Annotated in this window: 22 protein-coding genes, 1 tRNA gene and 1 pseudogene; 10 read left to right on the forward strand and 14 right to left on the reverse strand. The window is 69.2% G+C overall.

The genetic code is table 11. The features are described 5' to 3' along the window. Positions 1-7 precede the first annotated feature (7 nt). The 3 genes from IEY79_RS19840 (at position 8) to IEY79_RS37410 (ending at position 1,782) form a co-directional block, all read left to right on the forward strand. Positions 8-508 carry a phage holin family protein gene (locus IEY79_RS19840; RefSeq protein WP_189108867.1) on the forward strand — a complete coding sequence of 167 codons (501 nt, stop codon included), beginning with the start codon at positions 8-10 and terminating at the stop codon, positions 506-508. After that, complete coding sequence (locus IEY79_RS19845) at positions 505-1,467, forward strand: alpha/beta fold hydrolase (RefSeq protein ID WP_229700977.1); 963 nt, start codon at positions 505-507, stop codon at positions 1,465-1,467. Before IEY79_RS19840 ends, IEY79_RS19845 begins: the two co-directional genes overlap by 4 nt. A gap of 135 nt (positions 1,468-1,602) precedes the next feature. Beyond that, entirely contained in the window at positions 1,603-1,782 is a 180-nt protein-coding gene (locus tag IEY79_RS37410) for a hypothetical protein (RefSeq protein WP_229700978.1), read from the forward strand. A gap of 193 nt (positions 1,783-1,975) precedes the next feature. On the opposite strand, the gene IEY79_RS19850 is transcribed toward IEY79_RS37410, so the two are convergent. The 3 genes from IEY79_RS19850 to nth form a co-directional block, all read right to left on the reverse strand. After that, positions 1,976-3,175: a MarP family serine protease gene (locus IEY79_RS19850; RefSeq protein WP_189108868.1), complete on the reverse strand. Its 1,200-nt coding sequence runs from the start codon at positions 3,173-3,175 to the stop codon at positions 1,976-1,978. A 127-nt stretch (positions 3,176-3,302) separates the two neighbouring features. Then, positions 3,303-3,911 carry an NUDIX hydrolase gene (locus tag IEY79_RS19855; RefSeq protein ID WP_229700990.1) on the reverse strand — a complete coding sequence of 203 codons (609 nt, stop codon included), beginning with the start codon at positions 3,909-3,911 and terminating at the stop codon, positions 3,303-3,305. 364 nt (positions 3,912-4,275) lie between these two features. Next, the gene (nth, locus tag IEY79_RS19860; RefSeq protein WP_189108870.1) at positions 4,276-5,292 is read right to left on the reverse strand and encodes an endonuclease III; all 1,017 of its coding nucleotides are present in this window, start codon (positions 5,290-5,292) and stop codon (positions 4,276-4,278) included. Positions 5,293-5,536: 244 nt separating this feature from the next. Here nth and IEY79_RS19865 point away from each other — a divergent pair, with 244 nt between their 5' ends. Continuing rightward, complete coding sequence (locus IEY79_RS19865; protein WP_023539685.1) at positions 5,537-6,211, forward strand: Crp/Fnr family transcriptional regulator; 675 nt, start codon at positions 5,537-5,539, stop codon at positions 6,209-6,211. Between the two features lie 135 nt (positions 6,212-6,346). Here IEY79_RS19865 and IEY79_RS19870 read toward each other — a convergent pair whose 3' ends face one another. The 4 genes from IEY79_RS19870 to sp36 all read right to left on the reverse strand — a co-directional run bounded on the left by IEY79_RS19870 (position 6,347) and on the right by sp36 (position 8,827). Further along, the gene (locus tag IEY79_RS19870; protein ID WP_189108871.1) at positions 6,347-7,192 is read right to left on the reverse strand and encodes an MBL fold metallo-hydrolase; all 846 of its coding nucleotides are present in this window, start codon (positions 7,190-7,192) and stop codon (positions 6,347-6,349) included. Next, a complete protein-coding gene (locus IEY79_RS19875; protein ID WP_189108872.1) occupies positions 7,189-8,058 on the reverse strand; it encodes an NUDIX hydrolase in 870 nt (289 codons plus the stop codon). Before IEY79_RS19875 ends, IEY79_RS19870 begins: the two co-directional genes overlap by 4 nt. 140 nt (positions 8,059-8,198) lie before the next feature. Continuing rightward, on the reverse strand, positions 8,199-8,669 hold the full coding sequence (locus tag IEY79_RS19880; RefSeq protein WP_189108873.1) for a RidA family protein: 471 nt from the start codon (positions 8,667-8,669) through the stop codon (positions 8,199-8,201). Next, positions 8,666-8,827, reverse strand: a complete 162-nt coding sequence (sp36, locus tag IEY79_RS19885; protein ID WP_023539689.1) for a Sp36 family protein — start codon at positions 8,825-8,827, stop codon at positions 8,666-8,668. Before sp36 ends, IEY79_RS19880 begins: the two co-directional genes overlap by 4 nt. A gap of 117 nt (positions 8,828-8,944) precedes the next feature. Here sp36 and bagA point away from each other — a divergent pair, with 117 nt between their 5' ends. Together bagA and bagB are read left to right on the forward strand one after the other, a co-directional pair. Then, positions 8,945-9,904, forward strand: coding sequence for an ATPase BagA (bagA, locus tag IEY79_RS19890; protein ID WP_189108874.1), 960 nt, complete (start codon positions 8,945-8,947; stop codon positions 9,902-9,904). Then, positions 9,904-11,205 (forward strand): ATPase BagB, encoded by a 1,302-nt coding sequence (bagB, locus tag IEY79_RS19895; RefSeq protein ID WP_189108875.1) that lies wholly within the window; start codon positions 9,904-9,906, stop codon positions 11,203-11,205. Before bagA ends, bagB begins: the two co-directional genes overlap by 1 nt. A gap of 211 nt (positions 11,206-11,416) precedes the next feature. Here the strand turns inward: bagB and IEY79_RS19900 are convergent, their stop codons facing one another. Both IEY79_RS19900 and IEY79_RS19905 read right to left on the reverse strand, forming a co-directional pair. Next, positions 11,417-11,794 (reverse strand): WhiB family transcriptional regulator, encoded by a 378-nt coding sequence (locus IEY79_RS19900; RefSeq protein ID WP_189108876.1) that lies wholly within the window; start codon positions 11,792-11,794, stop codon positions 11,417-11,419. A gap of 415 nt (positions 11,795-12,209) precedes the next feature. Beyond that, positions 12,210-12,512 (reverse strand): hypothetical protein, encoded by a 303-nt coding sequence (locus IEY79_RS19905; RefSeq protein ID WP_229700980.1) that lies wholly within the window; start codon positions 12,510-12,512, stop codon positions 12,210-12,212. Between the two features lie 383 nt (positions 12,513-12,895). On the opposite strand from IEY79_RS19905, the gene IEY79_RS19910 reads away from it, so the two are divergent. Further along, the gene (locus IEY79_RS19910; protein WP_189108877.1) at positions 12,896-15,190 is read left to right on the forward strand and encodes a transglycosylase domain-containing protein; all 2,295 of its coding nucleotides are present in this window, start codon (positions 12,896-12,898) and stop codon (positions 15,188-15,190) included. Positions 15,191-15,278: 88 nt separating this feature from the next. Here IEY79_RS19910 and IEY79_RS19915 read toward each other — a convergent pair whose 3' ends face one another. After that, positions 15,279-15,746 (reverse strand): GatB/YqeY domain-containing protein, encoded by a 468-nt coding sequence (locus IEY79_RS19915; protein WP_189108878.1) that lies wholly within the window; start codon positions 15,744-15,746, stop codon positions 15,279-15,281. Positions 15,747-15,854: 108 nt separating this feature from the next. Here IEY79_RS19915 and IEY79_RS19920 point away from each other — a divergent pair, with 108 nt between their 5' ends. Both IEY79_RS19920 and IEY79_RS19925 read left to right on the forward strand, forming a co-directional pair. Further along, a complete protein-coding gene (locus IEY79_RS19920; protein WP_189108879.1) occupies positions 15,855-16,793 on the forward strand; it encodes a metallophosphoesterase in 939 nt (312 codons plus the stop codon). A gap of 85 nt (positions 16,794-16,878) precedes the next feature. Continuing rightward, positions 16,879-16,952 (forward strand) — tRNA-Pro (locus IEY79_RS19925). 67 nt (positions 16,953-17,019) lie between these two features. Here IEY79_RS19925 and IEY79_RS37415 read toward each other — a convergent pair. The 3 genes and pseudogenes from IEY79_RS37415 to IEY79_RS19935 all read right to left on the reverse strand — a co-directional run. Next, positions 17,020-17,377: pseudogene (locus IEY79_RS37415) on the reverse strand (tyrosine-type recombinase/integrase); the annotation flags it as partial. A 155-nt stretch (positions 17,378-17,532) separates the two neighbouring features. Further along, complete coding sequence (locus tag IEY79_RS19930; RefSeq protein WP_189108951.1) at positions 17,533-17,916, reverse strand: ATP-binding protein; 384 nt, start codon at positions 17,914-17,916, stop codon at positions 17,533-17,535. A gap of 347 nt (positions 17,917-18,263) precedes the next feature. Beyond that, positions 18,264-19,004 (reverse strand): GntR family transcriptional regulator, encoded by a 741-nt coding sequence (locus IEY79_RS19935; protein WP_189108880.1) that lies wholly within the window; start codon positions 19,002-19,004, stop codon positions 18,264-18,266. 88 nt (positions 19,005-19,092) lie between these two features. Here IEY79_RS19935 and IEY79_RS19940 point away from each other — a divergent pair, with 88 nt between their 5' ends. After that, positions 19,093-20,187 carry a DUF1152 domain-containing protein gene (locus tag IEY79_RS19940; RefSeq protein WP_268240594.1) on the forward strand — a complete coding sequence of 365 codons (1,095 nt, stop codon included), beginning with the start codon at positions 19,093-19,095 and terminating at the stop codon, positions 20,185-20,187. A 535-nt stretch (positions 20,188-20,722) separates the two neighbouring features. On the opposite strand, the gene IEY79_RS19945 is transcribed toward IEY79_RS19940, so the two are convergent. Continuing rightward, the gene (locus IEY79_RS19945; protein WP_189108881.1) at positions 20,723-21,379 is read right to left on the reverse strand and encodes an Eco29kI family restriction endonuclease; all 657 of its coding nucleotides are present in this window, start codon (positions 21,377-21,379) and stop codon (positions 20,723-20,725) included. Positions 21,380-21,397: the final 18 nt, after the last annotated feature.

Here is a 21,397-nt window from a genome sequence, read left to right on the forward strand (position 1 = left end):
GTCAACGATGAGCGACCCCGGCAGCCACGCCGCTGTCACCACCGCCGCTGTCGACGGCGTTCCAGCCGTCCGGGTCAACGGGGACCGCAGCCTTGGGCAGTTGGTCTCCTCGGCCACGGCCGAGATGTCCGCGCTGGTGCATGACGAGATCGCGCTGGCCAAGGCCGAGCTGCGACAGGACGCCAAGCGGGGCGCGATGGGCGGCGCCGCGATCGGCATCGCGGGAGTGTTCGCACTCTTCTCACTGCCGGTGCTGAGCTTCGCCGCCGCGTACGGTATCCACAACTGGGGCCTCGGGCTCGCGTGGTCGTTCCTGATCGTGGGGGGAGCGTTTCTGCTCATCGCGGGGGTGCTGGCGCTGATCGCCATGCGGAAGTTCAAGCGGGTCAAGCCGCCGGAGAAGAGCATCGCGTCCGCCAAGGAGACGGCCGCCGTTCTCCAGACGGTGAAGCCGCACCCCCGCCCGGTCCATGAGACGGGCAAGACTGTGGCACGCTCGTCTGCATGACCGCCCCCGAAAACGGCCCCGATTCCACCCCCGGCAGCCTTCCCGCGACGGTCGCGGCCGATGTGCGCCTCGACGGTCCCTGGACGCACCGGGACGTGGCCGCCAACGGAGCCCGCTTTCATATCGCCGAGATGGGCGACGGGCCGATGGTGCTGCTGCTTCACGGCTTCCCGCAGTTCTGGTGGACCTGGCGGCACCAGCTGCCCGCGCTCGCCGAGGCCGGGTACCGGGCCGTCGCGATGGACCTGCGGGGCGTGGGCGGCAGCGACCGTACGCCCCGGGGTTACGACCCCGCGAATCTGGCGCTCGACATCACCGGTGTGATCCGCTCGCTCGGTGAGCCGGACGCCGCGCTCGTCGGGCACGACCTGGGCGGTTATCTCGCCTGGACCGCCGCCGTGATGCGGCCGAAGCTGGTGCGCCGGCTCGTGGTGTCGTCGATGCCGCACCCGCGCCGCTGGCGCTCGGCGATGCTGTCGGACTTCTCGCAGAGCCGGGCCGGCTCGTACATCTGGGGATTCCAGCGGCCATGGGTACCCGAGCGTCAGCTCGTCGCGCGCGACGGGGCGTTGGTGGGCGACCTGATCCGCGGCTGGTCGGGGCCGCAGCCCCCCGACGACAAGACGGTCGACATCTACCGGCGGGCGATGACCATCCCGTCGACGGCGCACTGCTCGATCGAGCCGTACCGCTGGATGGTGCGGTCGATGGCGCGGCCGGACGGGATCCAGTTCAACCGTCGGATGAAGCGCCCGGTGCGGGTGCCGACCCTCCAGCTGCACGGGTCGCTCGACTCGGCGATGCGCACGCGCAGTACGGCCGGGTCCGCCGAGTACGTCGAAGCGCCGTACCGCTGGCGGCTGTTCGACGGTCTTGGCCATTTTCCGCAGGAGGAGGACCCCGTGGCCTTCTCCACGGAGCTCATCAACTGGCTCAAGGATCCGGAGCCCGACCGCTGATCAGCGCCTTGTCCGGCCGGTCGACGGGTGACCCCGAGAACGTTTGTACGACGAACAGCCAATTGCCTCGCGCATAGGCCAATTGGCCGACGCCGGGGCGATTACCGACCATGGGCCCCGGGCAAACGTCCGTGTATGGGCTGGACGCACGACTTCGGTGACGCAGCACGCAACCGCCGCTCGGCCTCTGTGCCGATCACCCATGAGAGGGGCGGCCCGGAAGATCAGGGGCATGATCTCCGACTCGGTATTCCACTGATTCTCCGCCGAAGGGCCCGTTGGGTCTCGGCACGGCTGCGGCATCAGCGCGGCTAAGCGCGGCGGAAGCGGTGGGGGCGAGTAGGAGCGTCAAGGGAACACCGGAACGAAGACCGGAGCGAAGAGGCGGAATGAGCCGGACGTACTGATCGCGGGAACAACGGAGGACAGTGCCGGGCCGGGCCAGGGAATCCCTGGCCCGGCCCGTCCTCGTTGCGGCTCGTACCTCTTGAAGCGCGAAGCTCTCGCCCTAGAGCGCGCAGCCCTGGCTGTCGACCTGCTGGTTGGCCGTACGGCCGCGCTCGATGTCCTCGCGGATCTCGTCGGCCGTCAGCGCGTAGCCGGTGTCCGGGTCGTCGAGCGAGCGGGCGAAGATCACGCCGTACACCCGGCCGTCGGTGGTGAGCAGCGGGCCGCCGGAGTTGCCCTGGCGGACCGTCGCGAAGAGCGAGTAGACGTCGCGCCGTACCTCTCCGCGCCGGTAGATGTCCGGCCCGTTGGCGTCGATACGGCCCCGGACACGGGCCGAGCGCACGTCGTACGCGCCGTTCTCCGGGAAGCCGGCGACGATCGCGCTGTCGCCGCTGCGGGCGTCCTCGTCGGTGAACCGGAGCACAGGGGCGCGCAGGTCGGGCACGTCCAGGACGGCGATGTCGCGCTCCCAGTCGTAGAGGACGACCTTCGCGTCGTACAGCCGGCCTTCGCCGCCTATCTGCACGGTCGGTTCGTCCACGCCGCCGACGACATGCGCGTTGGTCATGACGCGGCGGTCGGCGAAGACGAAGCCGGTGCCTTCGAGGACCTTGCCGCAACTCTGTGCCGTACCGACCACCTTGACGATGGAGCGCTGCGCGCGGGCCGCGACGGGGCTGCCGACGAGCGCGGGGTCCGGCGGGTCGACCGCGGTGATCGGCTCGTTGGCGAACGGGCTGAAGACCTGCGGGAAGCCCTTCTCCGCGAGGACGGAGGAGAAGCCCGTGAACCAGGTCGCCGTCTGGTCCGGCATCACCCGCGAGACGCCGAGCAGCACCTTCGAGTTACGGACCTCCTTGCCGAGCGTCGGCAGCGAGGTCCCGGCCAGGGCGGAGCCGATCAGCCAGGCGACCAGCAGCATCGCGACCACATTGACCAGCGCGCCGCCCGTGGCGTCCACGGCGCGCGCCGGTGACCAGGTGATGTAGCGGCGGAGCTTGTTGCCGAGGTGGGTGGTGAAGGCCTGTCCCACGGAGGCGCACACGATCACGACGACGACGGCGACGACCGTCGCTGTCGTCGTGACCTCGGCCTCCTCGGTGATCTGGTCCCAGAGCACCGGGAGCAGATAGACCGCGACGAGACCGCCGCCGAGGAAACCGATCACCGACAGGATGCCGACGACGAATCCCTGGCGGTAGCCGACGATCGCGAACCATACGGCCGCGAGCAGCAGCAGGATGTCCAGCACGTTCACTGTCAATAGCCTCGCTAGCCTCGCGGATTCGTCTCCCGTCGCCCCGTCGGGCGGGGGGACGGACCTGCGGCGGAATCGCCGCGCCGAACCCGTGGAACCGGGTCGGCGCAGCGATTGGGCAAGCGTGTCATGAGCGCCCGTCGAGCGGGACCTCCTTGGAGCGGTCCCACGGGCGCTCCCAGCCCGAGAAGTGCAGAATGCGGTCGATCACGCCGGCGGTGAATCCCCACACGAGCGCGGAGGCGACCGTGAAGGCGGGGCTGTGGACGCCGCTCGGGTGTGTGGCGATGACGCGGTTGGCCGGGTCCGTGAGATCCGCCACGGGGACGGCGAAGACCCGGGCCGTCTCCGCGAGATCGACGGCGCCGACCGGGCTGGGGGTGTGCCACCAGCCGAGGACCGGGGTCACCACGAACTCGCTCACCGGGATGTAGAGCTTGGGCAGCACGCCGAAGAGCTGGACTCCGGCCGGGTCGAGCCCGGTCTCCTCCTCGGCCTCCCGCAGTGCGGCGCGCAGCGGTCCGGTCGTCGCCGGATCGCCGTCCTCGGGGTCGAGGGCGCCGCCGGGGAAGGATGCCTGTCCGGCGTGCGAGCGCAGGGTGCTGGCGCGCTCCATCAGCAGCAGCTCCGGGCCGCGCTCGCCCTCACCGAAGAGGATGAGCACGGCGGACTGCCGTCCGAGACCGTTCTCGGGCGGCAGGAAACGGCTCAGCTGTTCCGGCGCCACGGTGCGCATGGCGTGCACCACCGGGGCCAGCCACGCGGGCAGGCCTTCGGTGGTGACGGGGACGTCGGTCACTGCTTCGTCGCGGATTCGTGCGGCCTTTTCATGTCTCGGTGCGTCACGCGCGGTGCGTGCGGCGCGTGCCGTCTCGGCTGAACGTGCGGTTGTACGTGCGGTCTGCGTGGTCTGTGCGGTCCTGGCGTCATGCGTGTCAGCCCGTGTCATCGGCACCCCCGACGTACAACGCCCGCTGTCGCCCGGATCGTTCCAGCCCGCATACGCCGCAGCCCTTCCTCTCCCGCCCGCCGGCGCCCCCGCCGCGCCGGTCTGTCCGGTGATACGGCTCCGGCCCGCCGTGCGCTCACCGCGCGGGCGGTCATTCGGCCCCGGCGGGGGTGCCGAGCGGCGGTGCGGGCTTGCCCGGGTAGTCCGGCGGCGGGGAGAGCCGCTGTCCCGGATAGCCGCCCAGCTCGTACTTGAGCAGCTTCTTCGCCTTCTCCGGGTCGGTCTCGCCCTCTCCGTAGGAGGGGCAGAGGGGGGCGATCGGGCAGGCGCCGCAGGCGGGTTTACGGGAGTGGCAGACCCGGCGTCCGTGGAAGATGATCCGATGCGAGAGCATCGTCCACTCGCTCTTGGGGAAGATCGCGGCGATCTCCGCCTCGACCTTCTCCGGGTCTTCCTGGTCGGTCCACTTCCAGCGGCGCACCAGTCGGCCGAAGTGGGTGTCGACGGTCAGGCCGGGGACACCGAAAGCGTTGCCGAGCACCACGTTGGCCGTCTTCCGGCCGACGCCGGGCAGCGTCACGAGGTCCTTCAGCGTGCCGGGCACCTCACCGTCGTAACGGTCACGCAGCGCCGTCGAGAGCCCTATGAGCGACCTCGTCTTGGCACGGAAGAACCCGGTGGGGCGGATGACCTCCTCCAGCTCCTCGGGCACGGCGGCGGCCATGTCCTCCGGAGTCGGGTACTTCGCGAAGAGCGCGGGCGTCGTCTGGTTGACGCGCAGGTCCGTCGTCTGGGCCGACAGGACCGTGGCGACGAGCAGCTCGAAGGGGTTGCGGAAGTCCAGCTCCGGGTGGGCGTACGGATAGACGTCCGCCAGCTCGCGGTTTATCCGGCGGGCGCGGCGGACCATCGCCAGGTGCGACTCCGGCTTGGCGCTCTTCGGCCGCTTGGCGCCCGGGGCCTTGGCCGCGGGCTTCGAGCTCCCGGACCGGCCGCTCGTGCGCTCGGAGCTCGGGGACTTTACGTCCGCGGGCTTTTCGCTCGTACGTTTTGCAGCTTTTGTGGTTTTTTTCGACTTCGCGGCGGCCTGTTCGCCCACAGCGGAATTCTGCTTCGGTGACACTCTTCCAGCTCCCTTGGCCTGCCCTCTCACCGGCGAGTTGGACACCCGGCCAGCCTAGAGCCCTGCACTGACATCCGCCCCGGGCCCCGGCCGATCACCACCCGAATCGGGCCCCGGGGCACGGTTCGCGGCCGCTGTACGTCAAACTTGTGACTGATCGCACGTTTTCGACAACGGGTGACCGGTACGGAGACAGAGTTGCCTCCGGCCCCGGTCACCCGTGAACATGCAGCACGTCCGGCATCATGGGATCGACGGTCCCCTGAGCAGGTCGACAAGGAGAGATTTCGTGGACGACGTTCTACGACGCGCCCCGCTCTTCGCGGCGCTCGACGACGAGCAGGCCGCGGAGCTCCGCGCCTCGATGAGTGAGACGACGCTCGCCCGTGGCGACGCGCTGTTCCACGAAGGCGACCCCGGCGACCGCCTGTATGTGGTCACCGAGGGCAAGGTCAAACTGCACCGCACATCCCCCGACGGCCGGGAGAACATGCTGGCCGTCCTCGGCCCCGGCGAACTGATCGGCGAACTGTCGCTCTTCGACCCGGGCCCGCGCACCGCCACCGCGAGCGCCCTCACCGAGGTCAAGCTCCTCGGCCTGGGCCACGGCGACCTCCAGCCCTGGCTGAACGCCCGCCCCGAGGTGGCCACCGCGCTGCTGCGCGCCGTCGCCCGGCGCCTGCGCAAGACGAACGACCAGATGTCCGACCTGGTCTTCTCCGACGTACCGGGCCGTGTCGCCCGTGCGCTCCTCGACCTGTCGCGCCGCTTCGGCGTGCAGTCGGAGGAAGGCATTCACGTCGTCCACGACCTGACGCAGGAGGAGCTGGCCCAGTTGGTCGGCGCGTCCCGCGAGACGGTCAACAAGGCGCTCGCCGACTTCGCCCAGCGCGGCTGGCTGCGTCTGGAGGCCCGCGCGGTGATCCTCCTGGACGTCGAACGCCTCGCGAAGCGCTCGCGCTGACCCGGACGCCACCGAGGTCCGGACCACACCGGAAGGGCCGCCCGGCTCACCGAGAGCCGGGCGGCCTTCCGCATGCCCCGGCGGCCCTCCCTGAGGCGTCCCGGGCCGGTGTCCCGGGCCGGTGCGTTACGTGCGTTACGGACCCGGGATCAGTCCGTGCTCCCGCAGGTACTCCAGCTGCGCCCGCACCGACAGCTCCGCCGCCGGCCACAGGGACCGGTCCACGCCGCTGCCTCCGTACACATGCGCCACGATCTCCGCCGCCGAGCGGTAGCCGTCCTCCACCGCCGTCTCGACCTGCGCGAGACGGCTCGCGCGGTGCGCGAGGTAGTACTCGACCGCGCCCTGCGCGTCCTCCAGTACGGGGCCGTGGCCCGGCAGCACCGTATGGACGCCGTCGTCGACCGTGAGCGAGCGCAGCCGCCGCAGCGAGTCGACGTAGTCGCCGAGCCTGCCGTCCGGGTGGGCCACCATCGTCGTACCGCGCCCGAGGATCGTGTCGCCCGTCAGCACCGCGCGGTCGGCGGGCAGATGGAAGCAGAGCGAGTCGGAGGTGTGCCCGGGGGTCGCCACGACGCGCAGCTCCAGCCCGCCCGCGGTGACGACGTCCCCGGCCGCCAGCCCCTCGTCGCCGAGGCGCAGCGCCGGGTCCAGGGCCCGTACGGGCGTACGGGTCAGCTCGGCGAAGCGCGCCGCGCCCTCCGCGTGGTCCGGGTGGCCGTGGGTGAGGAGGGTCAGCGCGACGCGCTTGCCCGCCTCCTCGGCGGTGGCCACGACCGCCCGCAGATGCGTTTCGTCGAGCGGGCCGGGATCGATCACGACCGCGAGCCCCGAGTCCGGCTCGGAGAGGATCCAGGTGTTCGTGCCGTCGAGGGTCATCGCCGACGCGTTGGGCGCGAGCACGTTGACCGCGCGGGCCGTCGCGGCGCCCGACAGGACGCCTCCGCGCGGCTGTCCCGGCAGGGCCGCCGCGTCCGTCATCGGTCCCCACCCGCCAGCGGCACGCGCTTGGTGAACTCGTCCTGGCCCGGCCAGCTCAGCACCACCTCGTCACCCTCCACCCTCGGTCTGGCCAGCACGGGCGCCAGGTCCCGCCCCACGGCGGCTTCGAGGGCCTCGGCGGCGGAGCCGTACGTCTGGAGCTCGCGCAGGGTCGCCACGGTGGGGGGCATCATCAGCAGTTCGCCCGCGTCGTATCCGAGTGCCGCGTCGGCGGGCCGGATCCACACCGTGTGGTCGGCCTCCGTAGAAGCGTTGCGCGTACGCTGCCCGGTCGGCAGCGCGGCCACGAAGAACCAGGTGTCGTACCTCTTGGGCTCGAACTCCGGGGTGATCCACCGGGTCCAGGCCGCCAGCAGATCGCTGCGCAGTGTCAGACCGCGCCGGTCGAGGAATTCCGCGAAGGACAGCTCACGGTCGACGAGAGCGGCCCGGTCGGCCTCCCAGTCGTCCCCCGTGGTGTCGCCGACGACGGTCTCGGCCGTCTCCCCCGCCAGCAGGACGCCGGCCTCCTCGTACGTCTCGCGCACCGCCGCGCAGACGATGGCCTGTGCCGACGCGGCGTCCACGCCGAGCCGCCGGGCCCACACGTCGCGCCCCGGGCCCGCCCAGCGGACGAGCCGGTCGTCGTCGCGCGGGTCGACGCCGCCGCCGGGATAGGCGTAGGCACCCCCGGCGAAGGCCATGGAGGTGCTGCGGCGCAGCATATGTACGGAGGGTCCGTCGACGGCGTCGCGCAGCAGCATCACGGTCGCGGCCCGCCGTGCGGGGGCGACGGTGAGCTCGCCCTGGGCGAGCGCGCGGATGCGGCCGGACCACTCGGGCGGGAACCACTGACCATTGGGCATGCCGGGATGCTACGGGCTTCCCCGGCGATGTTCGAGAGCCACCTTCCCGGGGTGCGGGGACCCCGGGAGGGCACGCGGCCGGCCGGCCCACCCCAGGCGGCCCGGCCGGACTCGCGGACCCTTCGGTCCACTCGGTCCGCTCAGTCCGCGGCCACTTCCACCTGGATCTCGATCTCGACGGGTGCGTCCAGCGGCAGGACGGCGACTCCCACCGCGCTGCGCGCGTGCACACCCTTGTCCCCGAAGACCTGACCGAACAGCTCGCTCGCCCCGTTGAGGACGGCGGGCTGGCCCGTGAAGTCCGACGCGGAAGCGACGAACCCCACGACCTTCACGACGCGCTCCACGCGGTCCAGGTCGCCGATGACGGACTTCACGGCGGCCAGCGCGTTCAGCGCGCAGACCCGGGCGAGGTCCTTGGCCTCCTCCGGCGTCACCTCGGCGCCGACCTTGCCGGTCACCGGAAGCTTGCCCTCCACCATCGGGAGCTGCCCCGCCGTGTAGACGTACACCCCGGACCGTACGGCCGGCTGATACGCCGCCAGAGGCGGTACGACCTGCGGAACCGTCAGCCCCAGTTCAGCGAGGGCCGCCTCGACCACGCCGCTCACGCGGACTTCTCTCGCTTCAGATAGGCCACCAGCTGCTCGGGGTTGTTCGGCCCCGGAATGACCTGGACCAGCTCCCAGCCGTCCTCGCCCCAGGTGTCCAGAATCTGCTTCGTCGCGTGCACGAGAAGAGGCACCGTCGCGTATTCCCACTTCGTCATGGGCCGACTGTATCGGCACCACGCCACGGCCTCGTACGGAGCCCGAGGGGGATCTCGTACGGAGCCTCCCGGCGACCACGTGCGTAGCCCGGGGCCCGACTGGTTAGGCTCGAATGTGTGAGCAGGCTCCAGGTCGTCAGCGGCAAGGGCGGGACCGGTAAGACCACGGTCGCCGCGGCCCTCGCGCTCGCCCTCGCGACGGAGGGCAAGCGCACCCTCCTTGTGGAGGTCGAGGGCAGACAGGGCATCGCACAGCTCTTCGAAACGGAGGCGCTTCCTTACGAGGAACGGAAGATCGCCGTCGCCCCGGGCGGCGGCGAGGTGTACGCGCTGGCCATAGACGCCGAGCGCGCGCTTCTCGACTACCTCCAGATGTTCTACAAGCTCGGCAGCGCGGGCCGCGCCCTCAAGAAGATCGGCGCCATCGACTTCGCCACCACCATCGCGCCGGGCGTCCGGGACGTCCTGCTGACGGGCAAGGCGTGCGAGGCCGTACGCCGCCGGGACAAGCGGGGCGAGTTCAGTTACGACTACGTGGTGATGGACGCGCCGCCCACCGGGCGCATCACGCGCTTCCTGAACGTGAACGACGAGGTGGCCGGCCTCGCGAAGATAGGGCCGATATACAACCAGGCGCAGGCCGTCATGCGGGTGCTCAAGTCGCCCGGGACCGCCGTGCATCTGGTGACGCTCCTTGAGGAGATGCCGGTCCAGGAGACCGCCGACGGCATCGGTGAGCTGCGCGGCGCCGAACTGCCCGTCGGCAAGGTGATCGTGAACATGGTGCGCCCCCACGTCCTCGATGAGGAGGCGGTCAACGGCGTGGCGGGCGACCGTCGCAAGGAGGTCACCAAGGCGCTCGCGGCGGCCGGGGTGAGCGCGCCCACGAAGCTCGTCGGACCGCTCCTGGAGCAGGCCGCCGAGCACGCGCAGCGCGTGGAGCTGGAGCGCGAGCAGCGCGCGCTCCTGGCGAAGCTCGGGCTGCCGACGTACGAACTCCCCCTGATCGGCGAGGGCATGGACCTCGCCGGTCTGTACCGCCTGGCGGGGGAGCTACGGAATCTTGGGGAGGCCTGATGACTCTGGACCCGGCGGCGGCCCCGCTCGAAGTCGATCCGCTGCTCGACGCCCCGGAGACGCGCATCATCGTGTGCTGCGGTTCCGGCGGTGTCGGCAAGACGACGACGGCGGCGGCTCTCGGCGTACGGGCGGCGGAACGTGGCCGCAAGGTGGTCGTGCTGACGATCGACCCGGCCCGCCGGCTCGCCCAGTCCATGGGCATCGACTCCCTCGACAACACCCCGCGACAGGTCAAGGGCATCGAAGGCCCCGGTGAACTGCACGCGATGATGCTCGACATGAAGCGCACCTTCGACGAGATCGTCGAGGCGCACGCGGACCAGGACCGGGCACGCGCCATCCTGGAGAACCCCTTCTACCAGTCCCTGTCGGCCGGCTTCGCGGGCACGCAGGAGTACATGGCGATGGAGAAGCTGGGGCAGCTGCGGGCCCGCGAGGAGTGGGACCTGATCGTCGTCGACACCCCGCCGTCGCGCTCCGCGCTGGACTTCCTGGACGCGCCGAAGCGGCTGGGCTCGTTCCTGGACGGGAAGTTCATCCGGCTGCTGATGGCTCCCGCGAAGATGGGCGGCCGGGCCGGGATGAAGTTCCTGAACGTCGGGATGTCGATGATGACCGGCACCCTCGGGAAGCTGCTCGGCGGCCAATTCCTGCGTGACGTGCAGACGTTCGTGGCCGCCATGGACACGATGTTCGGCGGATTCCGTACGCGCGCGGACGCGACGTACCGGCTGCTCCAGGCGCCCGGCACCGCGTTCCTGGTGGTCGCGGCCCCGGAGCGGGACGCGCTGCGCGAGGCGGCGTACTTCGTGGAGCGGCTGGCGGCCGAGGGGATGCCGCTCGCCGGTCTGGTCCTCAACCGCGTGCACGGCAGCGGCGCCGCCCGGCTGTCGGCCGAGCGGGCGCGGGCCGCCGCGGAAAATCTTGAAGAGGGCCGCATTGTGGATCAGGCCCACGGGAAGAAAGGTGTTGGCGAGGCCGCCGCCCCCGCGGACTCCTCTCCCGACGCCCCCCAGGCACCCCACACGTCCGACCAACTCCCGCACCCAGAACAGGAATCACAGTCGTCCGCACAGCCGTCGGTGAATCAGCTGACGGCCGGTCTACTGCGCCTGCACGCCGAGCGGATGCAGGTGCTCAAGCGTGAGCAGCGCACCCGCGACCGCTTCACCGCGCTCCACCCGGAGGTGCCGGTGGCCGAGGTGGCCGCGCTGCCCAGTGACGTACACGACCTCGCCGGGCTCCGGACCATCGGTGACCGCCTCGCGGGCGGAAGCACGGCGACCGGGGCCGCGTAGCCGACGGGTGTGGGGCGCCCGCCAGGGCGTGCTCCGCGCCTGCCCGCGCGCTGGGTACCCGCGAACCGGCGCACTCGCGCACCAGCGCGCGCCGTACCGACGCGCTCGGCACCGACATGCTTGATATCCGCGTGCCTGGCACCTGGCCTGCTTGGTACCGGCGCGTACTCGTAACCCGCGCCCACCCGCTTGCCTGCCGTACGGCGGCGGCCTACCCCACCGCCGCCCATGTCTCGTCGATGACGTCGACGTAATGGCGCGAGCCGTACGTCTCGTCGTCGTCCTCAAGGCCGGCGGGCAGAATGCCCGCGCTGCGCTCGTACTCGGTGCGTGCGGTTTCGAGCAGCCGTCGCCAAGAGGTGACAGTGGGGCGTCTGCGCAGCAATGCGCGTCGCTCCCGCTCGGTCATTCCGCCCCACACGCCGAATTCGACGCGGTTGTCCAGCGCGTCAGCCAGGCACTCCGTCCGCACCGGGCATCCGGTGCACACCGCCTTGGCCCTGTTCTGCGCTGCGCCCTGTACGAACAATTCATCCGGATCGGTAGTGCGGCATGCTGCTTGCGCACTCCAGTCGGTTACCCAGCCCATCCCGGCGCCGTCCTCTCCCGAATCGAGGCTCCCCCACGGCGGAAGCGGCATATTCACCGCTGCCAGTTGAGGACGTTACGGAAGGTGGGCACAGCACAACACCCCCTTCGGGCCCAATCTTGAATGGCCCGAACGGACTATGCGTACGCGGCAGATCACCCAGGGGAGTGACCCGGGGACATGTGCGACGAACCCGACAAGTCGGGTCAACTCTCCTGAGTCGCAACGGACGTCAGAGGACGTACCGGGCGGAATCGGACGGGTCTTCCGACGCTTTACGGTTAGCCGGATGTTCACGTCGGTGACTTGATACGAAACCGCACTGCTGTGACAGTTGAGTGCAGCTTAGGCCAGAGCCTTTGTGTGTGTCCGGCGAATGAGAACGTAGACACCTCACGTTGCTATGCCGTCAAGTTCATGGGACGAGTCCTCCGTTCACGGCGCGGAGGTAGAGCCGCTGATGCCACTCGTTGGCGTCCGGTCCGGAGTCGGTGGCCAGGACGGGGTTGGGGCCAGTTTCGATGAGGTGGAGAAGGGTCCAGGCGACGCCGTAGCAGTCGTCCGGGCCGAAGCAGGAGACGAGCGCTCGGGCTTCCTCTCCCGTGACTGGCTTCGAAATCGCTTCGAGTTGCGCGACACGCCTGTCGAGCTCGTCTTCGCTCGCGTCCCGATCGGGGAGCGGGCCGTCGGTGACGAACGTCTGCACTTCGGGTCTCATGGGCGAATGATCGGCTGCCTTCGATTCTGTGGGCAAGGCGCCTTGGCTGGTCAGGCTGCCGCCGCCGGACGGCACCAGGTCTCAGCCGAGGCCTCATGGGCCAGGCTGGCTTGAGGAGTCCGTCCGGCGCCGACGAAGGTGGCGGCGGCCACGAGGAACGCCGGACGCCGCCGCTCTACATGGAGACGTCGAGGTCTGGTGTTAAGAAGGCATCCGCCCGACGCCCATGTGACCGCCACCACCACTCGCACGCAGACCGCGCACCGATCTACGTTGAGGCCTCGACGGCCTGGCTGCACCTGGATGTCACGGTCTGGTACTCGAACGCTCCGAGAAGCCCCTGCTCCTGCAGAACGCCCTTAACTACGGATTAGGCTGCTGTCATGCCAAAGAAGCGCTCGGGCGGCGGTCTGACCGGGACCCAGCAGGCCGCCAAGTTCCTCGGTGTCAGTGTGCTCGCGGGAGCCGTACTGGCGGGAATCGCCTTGCCCGCCTTCGGAGTTCTGGGCCTGGCGGCCAAGGGGACGGTCGAGGGATTCGACGAGATCCCGGCCAATCTCAAGACGCCGCCGCTCAGCCAGCGCACCACGATCCTCGACAAGGACGGCGGTCCCATCGCCACCGTCTACTCGCGCGACCGGACCGTGGTCCCTCTCACCGACATCTCGCCCTACATGCAGAAGGCGATCGTCGCGATCGAGGACTCGCGCTTCTACGAACACGGGGCGGTCGACCTCAAGGGCGTTCTGCGCGCGGCGAATCGCAACGCGCAGTCGGGCGGCGTCTCCCAGGGCGCGTCGACCCTCACCCAGCAGTACGTGAAGAACGTTTTCGTCGAGGAGGCCGGCGACGACCCCGACAAGGTCGCCCAGGCCACCCAGCAGACCATCGGCCGCAAGATCCGCGAGCTCAAGTTCGCGATCCAGGTCGAGGAGGAGCTGGGCAAGAAGAAGATCCTTGAGAACTACCTGAACATCACCTTCTTCGGACAGCAGGCGTACGGCATCGAGGCCGCCTCGCACCGCTACTTCTCCAAGTCCGCGAAGGACTTGAAGCTGGAGGAGGCGGCGCTGCTGGCGGGCATCGTCCAGTCGCCGAGCCGGTACGACCCGGTGAACGACACGGACGAGGCGACCAAGCGTCGTAACACCGTGATCCAGCGCATGGCCGATGTGAAGGACATCTCGCAGGCCGAGGCCGACCGCGCGAAGAACACCGAGATCGCGCTGAAGGTGAGCCGTCCCAAGAACGGCTGCATCACCGCGGTCAAGGGCGCGGGCTTCTTCTGCGACTACGTACGGAAGGTGTTCCTCACCGACCCCGCGTTCGGCAAGACGCAGGAGGACCGGGCCAAGGTCTGGAACCAGGGCGGTCTGACCATCCGTACGACGCTCGACCCGCAGGCGCAGGAGTCGGCGCAGGAGTCGATCAAGAACCACGTCTACAAGACCGACCAGGTCGCCACCGCGCTGTCGATCGTCGAGCCGGGCACCGGCAAGGTCCTCGCGATGGGCCAGTCGCGGCCGTACGGCGGCGGCAAGAACGAGACGTACATGAACCTGTCGGTCGACGAGGACATGGGCGGCGGCGCCGGCTACCAGCCGGGCTCGACCTTCAAGCCCATCGTCGCGGCGGCGGCCCTGGAGCAGGGCATCCAGCCGACGCAGTCGTACCCCTCGCCGTACCAGATGGACTACCCGAGCCCGGTGCAGACCTGCAAGGGCCCGTGGACGGACCGGGGCGTCCCGGTCGAGAACGAGAACGAGACCGAGGTCGGCCCGTACGGGATGCAGGAGGCGACCGCGAAGTCGGTCAACACCTACTACGTACAGCTGATCAGCCAGATCGGCGTCTGCCCGGTCACCGAACTGGCCAGGAAGATGGGCGTCGAGCGCGCCAACGGCAAGCCGATCGACCAGGTCCCCTCGATCACGCTGGGCACGCAGGAGATGTCGCCGCTGACCATGGCGTCCGGTTACGCGACGTTCGCCAACCGCGGCACGTACTGCACCCCGATCGCCATCGAGTCGATCACCGGCCCGAACGGCAAGGAGATGGACGTCCCGAAGTCGACCTGCTCGCGGGCGATGTCGGAGAAGACGGCGGACACCATAAACACGCTGCTGGAGGGCGTGGTCGAGGACGGTACCGGCCAGGAGGCCGGCCTCGGCAGCAGGCCGAGCGCGGGCAAGACGGGTACGACCGACTTCCGGCTCGCCGCGTGGTTCGTCGGCTACACGCCGAACATGGCGGGCGCGGTGTGGGTCGGTGACCCGCAGCACAAGAAGAAGATGGTGGACATCACCATCGGCGGCCAGTACCACGACAAGGTCTTCGGTGGCGCCGTACCCGGACCGATCTGGCGCGACGCGATGAGCGGTGCGCTCGACGGCAAGGAAGCGCCCCCGTTCAACACCATCCACATCCCGAACCCGGAGAAGGACAAGGCCGACGAGGACAGGGACCGCGACCGTGACCGTCCGGGCGACAACGGCGGCAACGACAACGGTGGTGGCGACAACCGCGGCGGAGGCGGCGACCAGGGAGACGGCGGCGACGGCGACAACGGCGACCAGGACCAGGGCAACGGTCCTGGCGGACTGCCGGGCAACCCGGGCGGCGGCGACAACGACGGGGGCAATCCGTTCCCGGGCATCCCGGAGGGCACGTTCGGCTAGTCCGGCCGGTCCGGCCTGGACGTGAACGAAGAAGGGGGCTCCCGCCGACGCGTGATCGGCGGGAGCCCCCTTCTCGTTCTGCGGTGCTTCAGCTCCCCGCGAGGCTCCGCTTCACCGCGGCGGCGACCCGGCCGCCCTCGGCACGCCCCGCGACCTTCGGCCCGACGATCTTCATGACGGCGCCCATCGCGCGCGGCCCCTCGGCGCCGGCGGCCTTCGCCTCGCCCACGGCCTGCGCGACGATCGCGCCGAGCTCGTCGTCGGTCAGCTGCTGCGGCAGATACGCGTCGAGCAGCACGCCCTCCGCCTTCTCCCGCTCGGCCTGCTCGGCCCGCCCGCCCTGCGCGAAGGCCTCGGCCGCCTCACGGCGCTTCTTGGCCTCCTTGGCGATCACCTTCTGCACCTCGTCGTCGGAGAGCTCGCGCGCCTCCTTGCCGGAGACCTCTTCCTTGGAGATGGCGGCGAGGGTCAGCCGGAGGGTGGCGGAGCGCAGCTCGTCGCGTGCCCTGATCGCGTCGATGAGGTCGTCGTGCAGCTTGGACTTGAGCGTGGTCATGCGGACAGTGTGTCAGGTACCCCCCACGACGCGCCGTTCGGTTTCCGGGGCCGCGGGATGCCGCGGGGGTGTGCCCGGGTGGACGTTCGAGTCTGCGACGATGACACCATGCGCGCACGCTACGGAGTCCCCCTGAAAGTCACCGCGGGAATCGCGGCCGTCGGCGTTGCCGGCATCGCCTACGCCGCCGGTTTCGAGGCCCGCTCCTTCCGGCTGCGACGGGTCTCCGTACCCGTACTTCCGGAGGGCATGCGACCGGTGCGGGTCCTCCAGGTCTCGGACATCCACATGGTCCGCGGCCAGCGCAAGAAGCAGCGCTGGCTCCGCTCCCTGGCCGGCCTGCGCCCCGACTTCGTGGTGAACACCGGCGACAACCTCTCCGACCCGGAGGGCGTACCGGAGGTCCTCGACGCGCTGGGTCCGCTGATGGAACTCCCGGGCGTCTACGTCTTCGGCTCCAACGACTACTACGGCCCCGCCCTGCGCAACCCGGCGCGCTACATCTTCGAGAAGGCCCAGGGCAAGCACGGTCTGAACGGCAACGCGCCGGCCGTCAACGTCGTCCACAACCCCTGGGAGCCGATGCGCGACGCCTTCGACGAGGCGGGCTGGGTGGGGCTCACCAACACCCGCGGCCGGCTCAAGATCGACGGCCACGAGATCGCCTTCACGGGCGTCGACGACCCCCACATCAAGCGCGACCGCTACGCGGAGGTCGCGGGCGGCCCGGAGCCGGACGCGGCCCTCTCAATCGGCGTGGTCCACGCCCCGTACCTCCGCACGCTGGACGCCTTCACGTCGGACGGCTACCCCCTGATCCTGGGCGGCCACACCCACGGCGGCCAGCTCCGCATCCCCTTCTACGGAGCGGTGGTCACCAACTGCGACCTGGACACGGGCCGCGCGAGGGGCCTGTCGACGTACGACGCGGGGGGCCACACGTCCTACCTCCACGTCTCGGCGGGCTGCGGCACGAACCGCTACACCCCGGTCCGCTTCGCGTGCCCCCCGGAGGCGACGCTACTGACGCTGACCCCCCGCCTCTGAGGCCCGCTGCACCCCCCAAAACCGGATTTCGCCTGCGGGCGCCGGTGGGCTAAAGTAATCGATGTCGCAGCGAGACGAGCGACATCGGGGTGTAGCGCAGCTTGGCAGCGCGCTTCGTTCGGGACGAAGAGGTCGTGGGTTCAAATCCCGCCACCCCGACAGCCAAAGCAGCAGGTCAGAGGGCCCAGTGTGCAAGTGTCACTGGGCCCTCTGGCATGCCGCGTGACTATCGATTCGTGAGTGCCCACGGCTTCTGCCGATCCGCCCCGAAGATGCCGTCCATGACCACGGCGCCGGTCTGGATCACGGGCCGTGCTTCCGGTACACCTTCTCGGTCACGGCCGTTCCGGAGTGATCAACGAGCCGGGAGACCTCCTCCAGAGGAACGCCCCGGTCGGAGAGCAGCGACACGAAGCTGTGCCGCAGTTCCCGGTGGTCCACTGAGCGGCGTCGACCCGGTCGACATCTGTGAGTGCCTGCCGGAAGGTGCGGCGGACGTTCGCCGCGTCGAGCGGCTTGCCGACGGCTGAAGAGAAGACGAGTCCGTTCTCCTCACACTGGGCATCGGCGGCGACCCGGTCCCACTCCGCTCTGAGATCACGGAGCTTGCGAGCGCCCAGCGACGGGATGACGTGCTTCTCGCTCAGGAGCGTGGTGGTCCACCGTGCGAGGGTGTCCGCTACCTCCGCATGAGGTACTCACGTGAGTACCTCAGAGCGCGAAGGTCGCCACCCAGTCCTCAGCGTTTCCAAGCACCCTCGATCCGGAACGAGACCCGCGTCCCACCGAATCGACTCGGGCCGGCGCTCCACGAGTCCGACAGTGCGTCGACCAGGAGGAGCCCCCGCCCGTGGGCATCATTGGCATCGGGTCGTCTTATCCTCACCTGGGCCGGAAATCCTGGGTTGTGCACGTCCACGAGCAGGGACTCCCCCACCCGCCACCACTCGACGCGCACTCGCCAGGAGTCCTCAGCCTCCCCGTACAAAACCGCGTTCGTGACGAGTTCAGAGATCATCAGCACGCAGTCATCGACCGAGCAGGCCGGCGCGTAGGGGCTGATGAACTTCCGGAACCAACGGCGCGCGCGTGCCACCGACTCAGGCACCGGGTACAGCGTCATACTCCCGACCAGCGCCCACTCCTCGGCACTCCCCTCAGGGCCACCTACCGCCTCGTTCACTCGCACCCCTCCTCTCTGCCGGTGCCACCGCAATCCAGGCAGCGCCGTTTGGATGTGGCACGGGCGCGAGCGTCAGCGGCAGAAAGCGCCAACGAGGCACGCGAGCCGACGCGCTTCCAGCCCCGACCTCTGCACGCACAGCACGCTGCCTCTTCCGTTACGTGCCGTGGCTCCGCATGTCCCTGACTCACGAGCCGCACCCCTTCAGCAAGTGGCCTTAGCCACTTACTGGATAGTGGCATTAGCCACTTGGAGTCGCAAGCGTTTCGCAAAGAGACACCGCCCAACTACACGATCGGGTAACCCTGTTCGAACGCCCACCGCTCCGGCGGGTACGTGGCTTCGGCGAATTCCAGCGGCCGATCCTGTAGGTCGTAGACGACGTGATGGACAATCAGCACGGCTGCACCGGGCGCGAGTTCAAGATCGGCGGCTTCGTCTTCCGTCGATGATCGGGCGCACATCCGATCCTCGGCGTAGCTGCCCTGCCGACCGGTCACGCTCTCCACGTACATGAGCGTGCCCTCCCGAATCCGGTCAGGATCACGAAGCTTCGGCGCTCGGTCGCCAACCTCTGGCCCGAACCAGGAGGTTGAAAGAGTGATGGGTCCGGAGTCGTTGTTGGTCACACGCCGACGGTGAACGGCTTGTGTACCCACCGCCAAGCCCAGGGCCTCAGCGACGTATTCGGGCGCTTCCAGCCAGCCGGCCGAGGTGATTACCGCATACTCACCGGGCGTGTAGATCTTCCCCGTCTGCTTGGCCCGGCCGTACAACTCACGGGCGCGGCGATTCACTTCCAGGCTCCGGACGTACGTGCCCGAGCCCTGCCGCTTCTCGACCAGGCCCTGATGACTCAGAGCTTCCAGCGAACGCGCGGCCGTCGGCCGGGACACCTTCCAGGAGGCCGCGAGTTGGCGCTCCGACGGAACCTCATCACCAGGCCGCAAGTCACCCCGCAGGATCTGATCACGGATGTGGTGCGCGATCTGCAAGTACTTGGGCTGAGCTTCCTCGATCTTCGGCATGCGACCCCCTCCCCGCTCTCCAGGTGGCTATTACCAGTAGCCACTATAGGAGTGAGTGGCTAGCCCAGTTCCCCGTACGCTGGCGCGCGTGACCCGCTTGATCGTGGCAGCAGGAGGAGGGGGCGACGCAGTCGCCGCCTCGATGCTCGACGCCGCTCTCTACGGCGATGCGGACCCGGCGGTGATCCTCACGTACGCGTGGGACCGCCTCCTGATCGATCCGCTGCCGGGACCACGAGGGCCGGCCGATTTCACCGGACTGCGCCCGCTCACCAAAAGCGTCCAGGTTGTGCGCGCGGGCGCCCGGCCAGTAGCCCCCGCAGGATCGACACTCCCCCGGCTGGCGGCCGAACTGCCCCAGACACTCGCCCTGATCGACCCGCGCCACGGCGCCGAGGGCATCACGCGCCAGCTCGAGGAACTCATCGAGCACCTTGCCCCCGAGTCGATCGACCTCCTAGACGTCGGCGGAGACATCCTCGCCCACGGCGACGAGCCCACACTCCGCAGTCCCTTGGCCGACGCACTCACCCTCGCGGCCTGCTGCCAAGTCAACGCACCCGTACGACTCCTGGTCGCTGGCCCCGGCCTGGACGGCGAACTGCCCACCGACCTCCTGCACGACCGCATGGGCCCAACCGTCCTCACCCTCACCGCCGAACACGTCGAGCCCATCAGCTCCGTACTGGAGTGGCATCCCTCCGAAGCAACGGGGATGCTCGCAGCCACAGCACGGGGGCTCCGCGGCCTGTGCGAAGTCAGAGATGCTGGCCTGCCAATTCCTCTGACCGACGAGGGCCCCACCGTCCACGAAGCCGACCTGGACGCCACCCTCAACCGCAACCAGCTCGCCCGAGCCATCCTCACCACGCAGACCCTTGAAGAGGCCGAGCGGCACAGCCGGGAAATCTGCGGCTACTCCGAGATCGACTACGAGCGCAGCAAGGCCAGTTGGCTCGGCACCCGGCAGGCGCAGAAGCTCGAACCAGAGACGACGCTCCACCAACTCGACCAGTTCGAAGCCAAGGCACGCAGCCGCGGAATCACCCACACCACGTTCCGCCACCTCACAGAAGCCCTCGACCTGAACGGCAACCAGCGCCAGGACCTCAGGAACCTCCTGCTCAACAACCGCCCGGAGCAGTACCAGCCCCCGCTCTGGCGCATCCGCCCCGAAGCCTGAGTAACAACTTTCTCTACGGTTTCAAGGCACCCGGCTGCGCTCGGGGCTGCGCTCATGCCTTCGGCCCGCGCGACGTCTGCGACCCACGGTCAAGGACATGCCTCCGGCGGGGGATCAGCCGGCACCGGGATGAAGGGGGCGCCGTTCACGGCCGCAGGCACATCGTGGCGAGCGTGGGGGACCTCCCATCCCGTCCACCATCGACCCAGGCAGAGCCGAGCAGTCGCGGCCCAGGGCGTCAAGGTCGTTCGTACAGTGGCGCGCTCCACCTTGACGCCCCGAACCACGCCCGCTCCACGGTGTGTGGGTCGACGGTGGACGGGATGGGAGCGGGGCGGAGTGGTGGGTGCCGGAAGGGGCAGGGCGCTCGCACTGGATCTCTGGTCTGCAGTTACGCCAGCTTGGACCCAGGCCCGGGAACCTGCGCACCAATTCTACCTTGTTCTTTCTCTGGTCTCGGCCATGCTAGAGAACTCACGGACTATTTCCCGTAGCGTCCATGCCGTGTTCTGTGACATTCGGGAGCTGCCCTGACCTACTGGAGGCCCAGGTCCTCGTAAACCTCCGTGTTGGGGTGGGGCCAAGGCAATTTGTCGTAGTCATCCACCTGCCGCGCGATGTGTTTCTCGGCCTCGGCCAAAAGCTTCTCGGCTTGATGGACCACGCCGCCATGGCTGCGTCGACGCCCGTCATGCACGGTGTCCCACATGCTCTTCTTACTCTGACGCGTCGAAGATCCTTGCTCGTTACTACCGAAGCCCTTGAGCTTGTTGTTCCACAGCGGCACGTAGCCGACGCGCAGACCGTTCTCTCCCAAGTCGGCGTGTACATCAGGCAGCAGCAGAGCCCGGAACCGGAACTCCTCAATCGGCAGGCCGCCTTCGATGATGGACAGGCGGTGTTTCCTGAGCCGGTTGTAGACGGGGTAGCGCTCCCGGACGTTCCCGCCGCTGGCGGAGTTGCTGGACTTCCCCTGCCCTGCGTAGACAGGGACTTGAAGTCGGTTCAGAGGGCGGTACAGCTCTACGCTCGAACCGCGGTAGTACAGGGCATAGAGACCGGACCCCTCGAACCGTGGAATCTCGCGAGTCATGGAGACAAGGGGCTGACGCTCGAACATCTCACAGATAGTGTGGGCGATCTGCTCAGTCGACAACGGGTCGAAAGAGGCGGGGGCGTACTCGGCAGTCATGACTTCCTGGATGCTGGG

The organism is Streptomyces camponoticapitis, from assembly GCF_014646115.1.
GTDB classification, from domain to species: domain Bacteria; phylum Actinomycetota; class Actinomycetes; order Streptomycetales; family Streptomycetaceae; genus Streptomyces; species Streptomyces camponoticapitis.

Coding starts and splice junctions, on each gene's coding strand:
- IEY79_RS19900 (WP_189108876.1), bottom strand. CDS start 11,794: ATGGGCTGGGTAACCGACTGGAGTGCGCAAGCAGCATGCCGCACTACC.
- IEY79_RS19920 (WP_189108879.1), top strand. CDS start 15,855: ATGCGCGCACGCTACGGAGTCCCCCTGAAAGTCACCGCGGGAATCGCG.
- IEY79_RS19840 (WP_189108867.1), top strand. CDS start 8: ATGAGCGACCCCGGCAGCCACGCCGCTGTCACCACCGCCGCTGTCGAC.
- IEY79_RS19935 (WP_189108880.1), bottom strand. CDS start 19,004: ATGCCGAAGATCGAGGAAGCTCAGCCCAAGTACTTGCAGATCGCGCAC.
- IEY79_RS19930 (WP_189108951.1), bottom strand. CDS start 17,916: ATGACGCTGTACCCGGTGCCTGAGTCGGTGGCACGCGCGCGCCGTTGG.
- sp36 (WP_023539689.1), bottom strand. CDS start 8,827: ATGACGAAGTGGGAATACGCGACGGTGCCTCTTCTCGTGCACGCGACG.
- IEY79_RS19870 (WP_189108871.1), bottom strand. CDS start 7,192: ATGACGGACGCGGCGGCCCTGCCGGGACAGCCGCGCGGAGGCGTCCTG.
- IEY79_RS19905 (WP_229700980.1), bottom strand. CDS start 12,512: ATGAGACCCGAAGTGCAGACGTTCGTCACCGACGGCCCGCTCCCCGAT.
- IEY79_RS19915 (WP_189108878.1), bottom strand. CDS start 15,746: ATGACCACGCTCAAGTCCAAGCTGCACGACGACCTCATCGACGCGATC.
- IEY79_RS37410 (WP_229700978.1), top strand. CDS start 1,603: ATGGGCTGGACGCACGACTTCGGTGACGCAGCACGCAACCGCCGCTCG.
- IEY79_RS19910 (WP_189108877.1), top strand. CDS start 12,896: ATGCCAAAGAAGCGCTCGGGCGGCGGTCTGACCGGGACCCAGCAGGCC.
- IEY79_RS19945 (WP_189108881.1), bottom strand. CDS start 21,379: ATGACTGCCGAGTACGCCCCCGCCTCTTTCGACCCGTTGTCGACTGAG.
- bagB (WP_189108875.1), top strand. CDS start 9,904: ATGACTCTGGACCCGGCGGCGGCCCCGCTCGAAGTCGATCCGCTGCTC.
- IEY79_RS19875 (WP_189108872.1), bottom strand. CDS start 8,058: ATGCCCAATGGTCAGTGGTTCCCGCCCGAGTGGTCCGGCCGCATCCGC.
- IEY79_RS19855 (WP_229700990.1), bottom strand. CDS start 3,911: ATGCGCACCGTGGCGCCGGAACAGCTGAGCCGTTTCCTGCCGCCCGAG.
- IEY79_RS19845 (WP_229700977.1), top strand. CDS start 505: ATGACCGCCCCCGAAAACGGCCCCGATTCCACCCCCGGCAGCCTTCCC.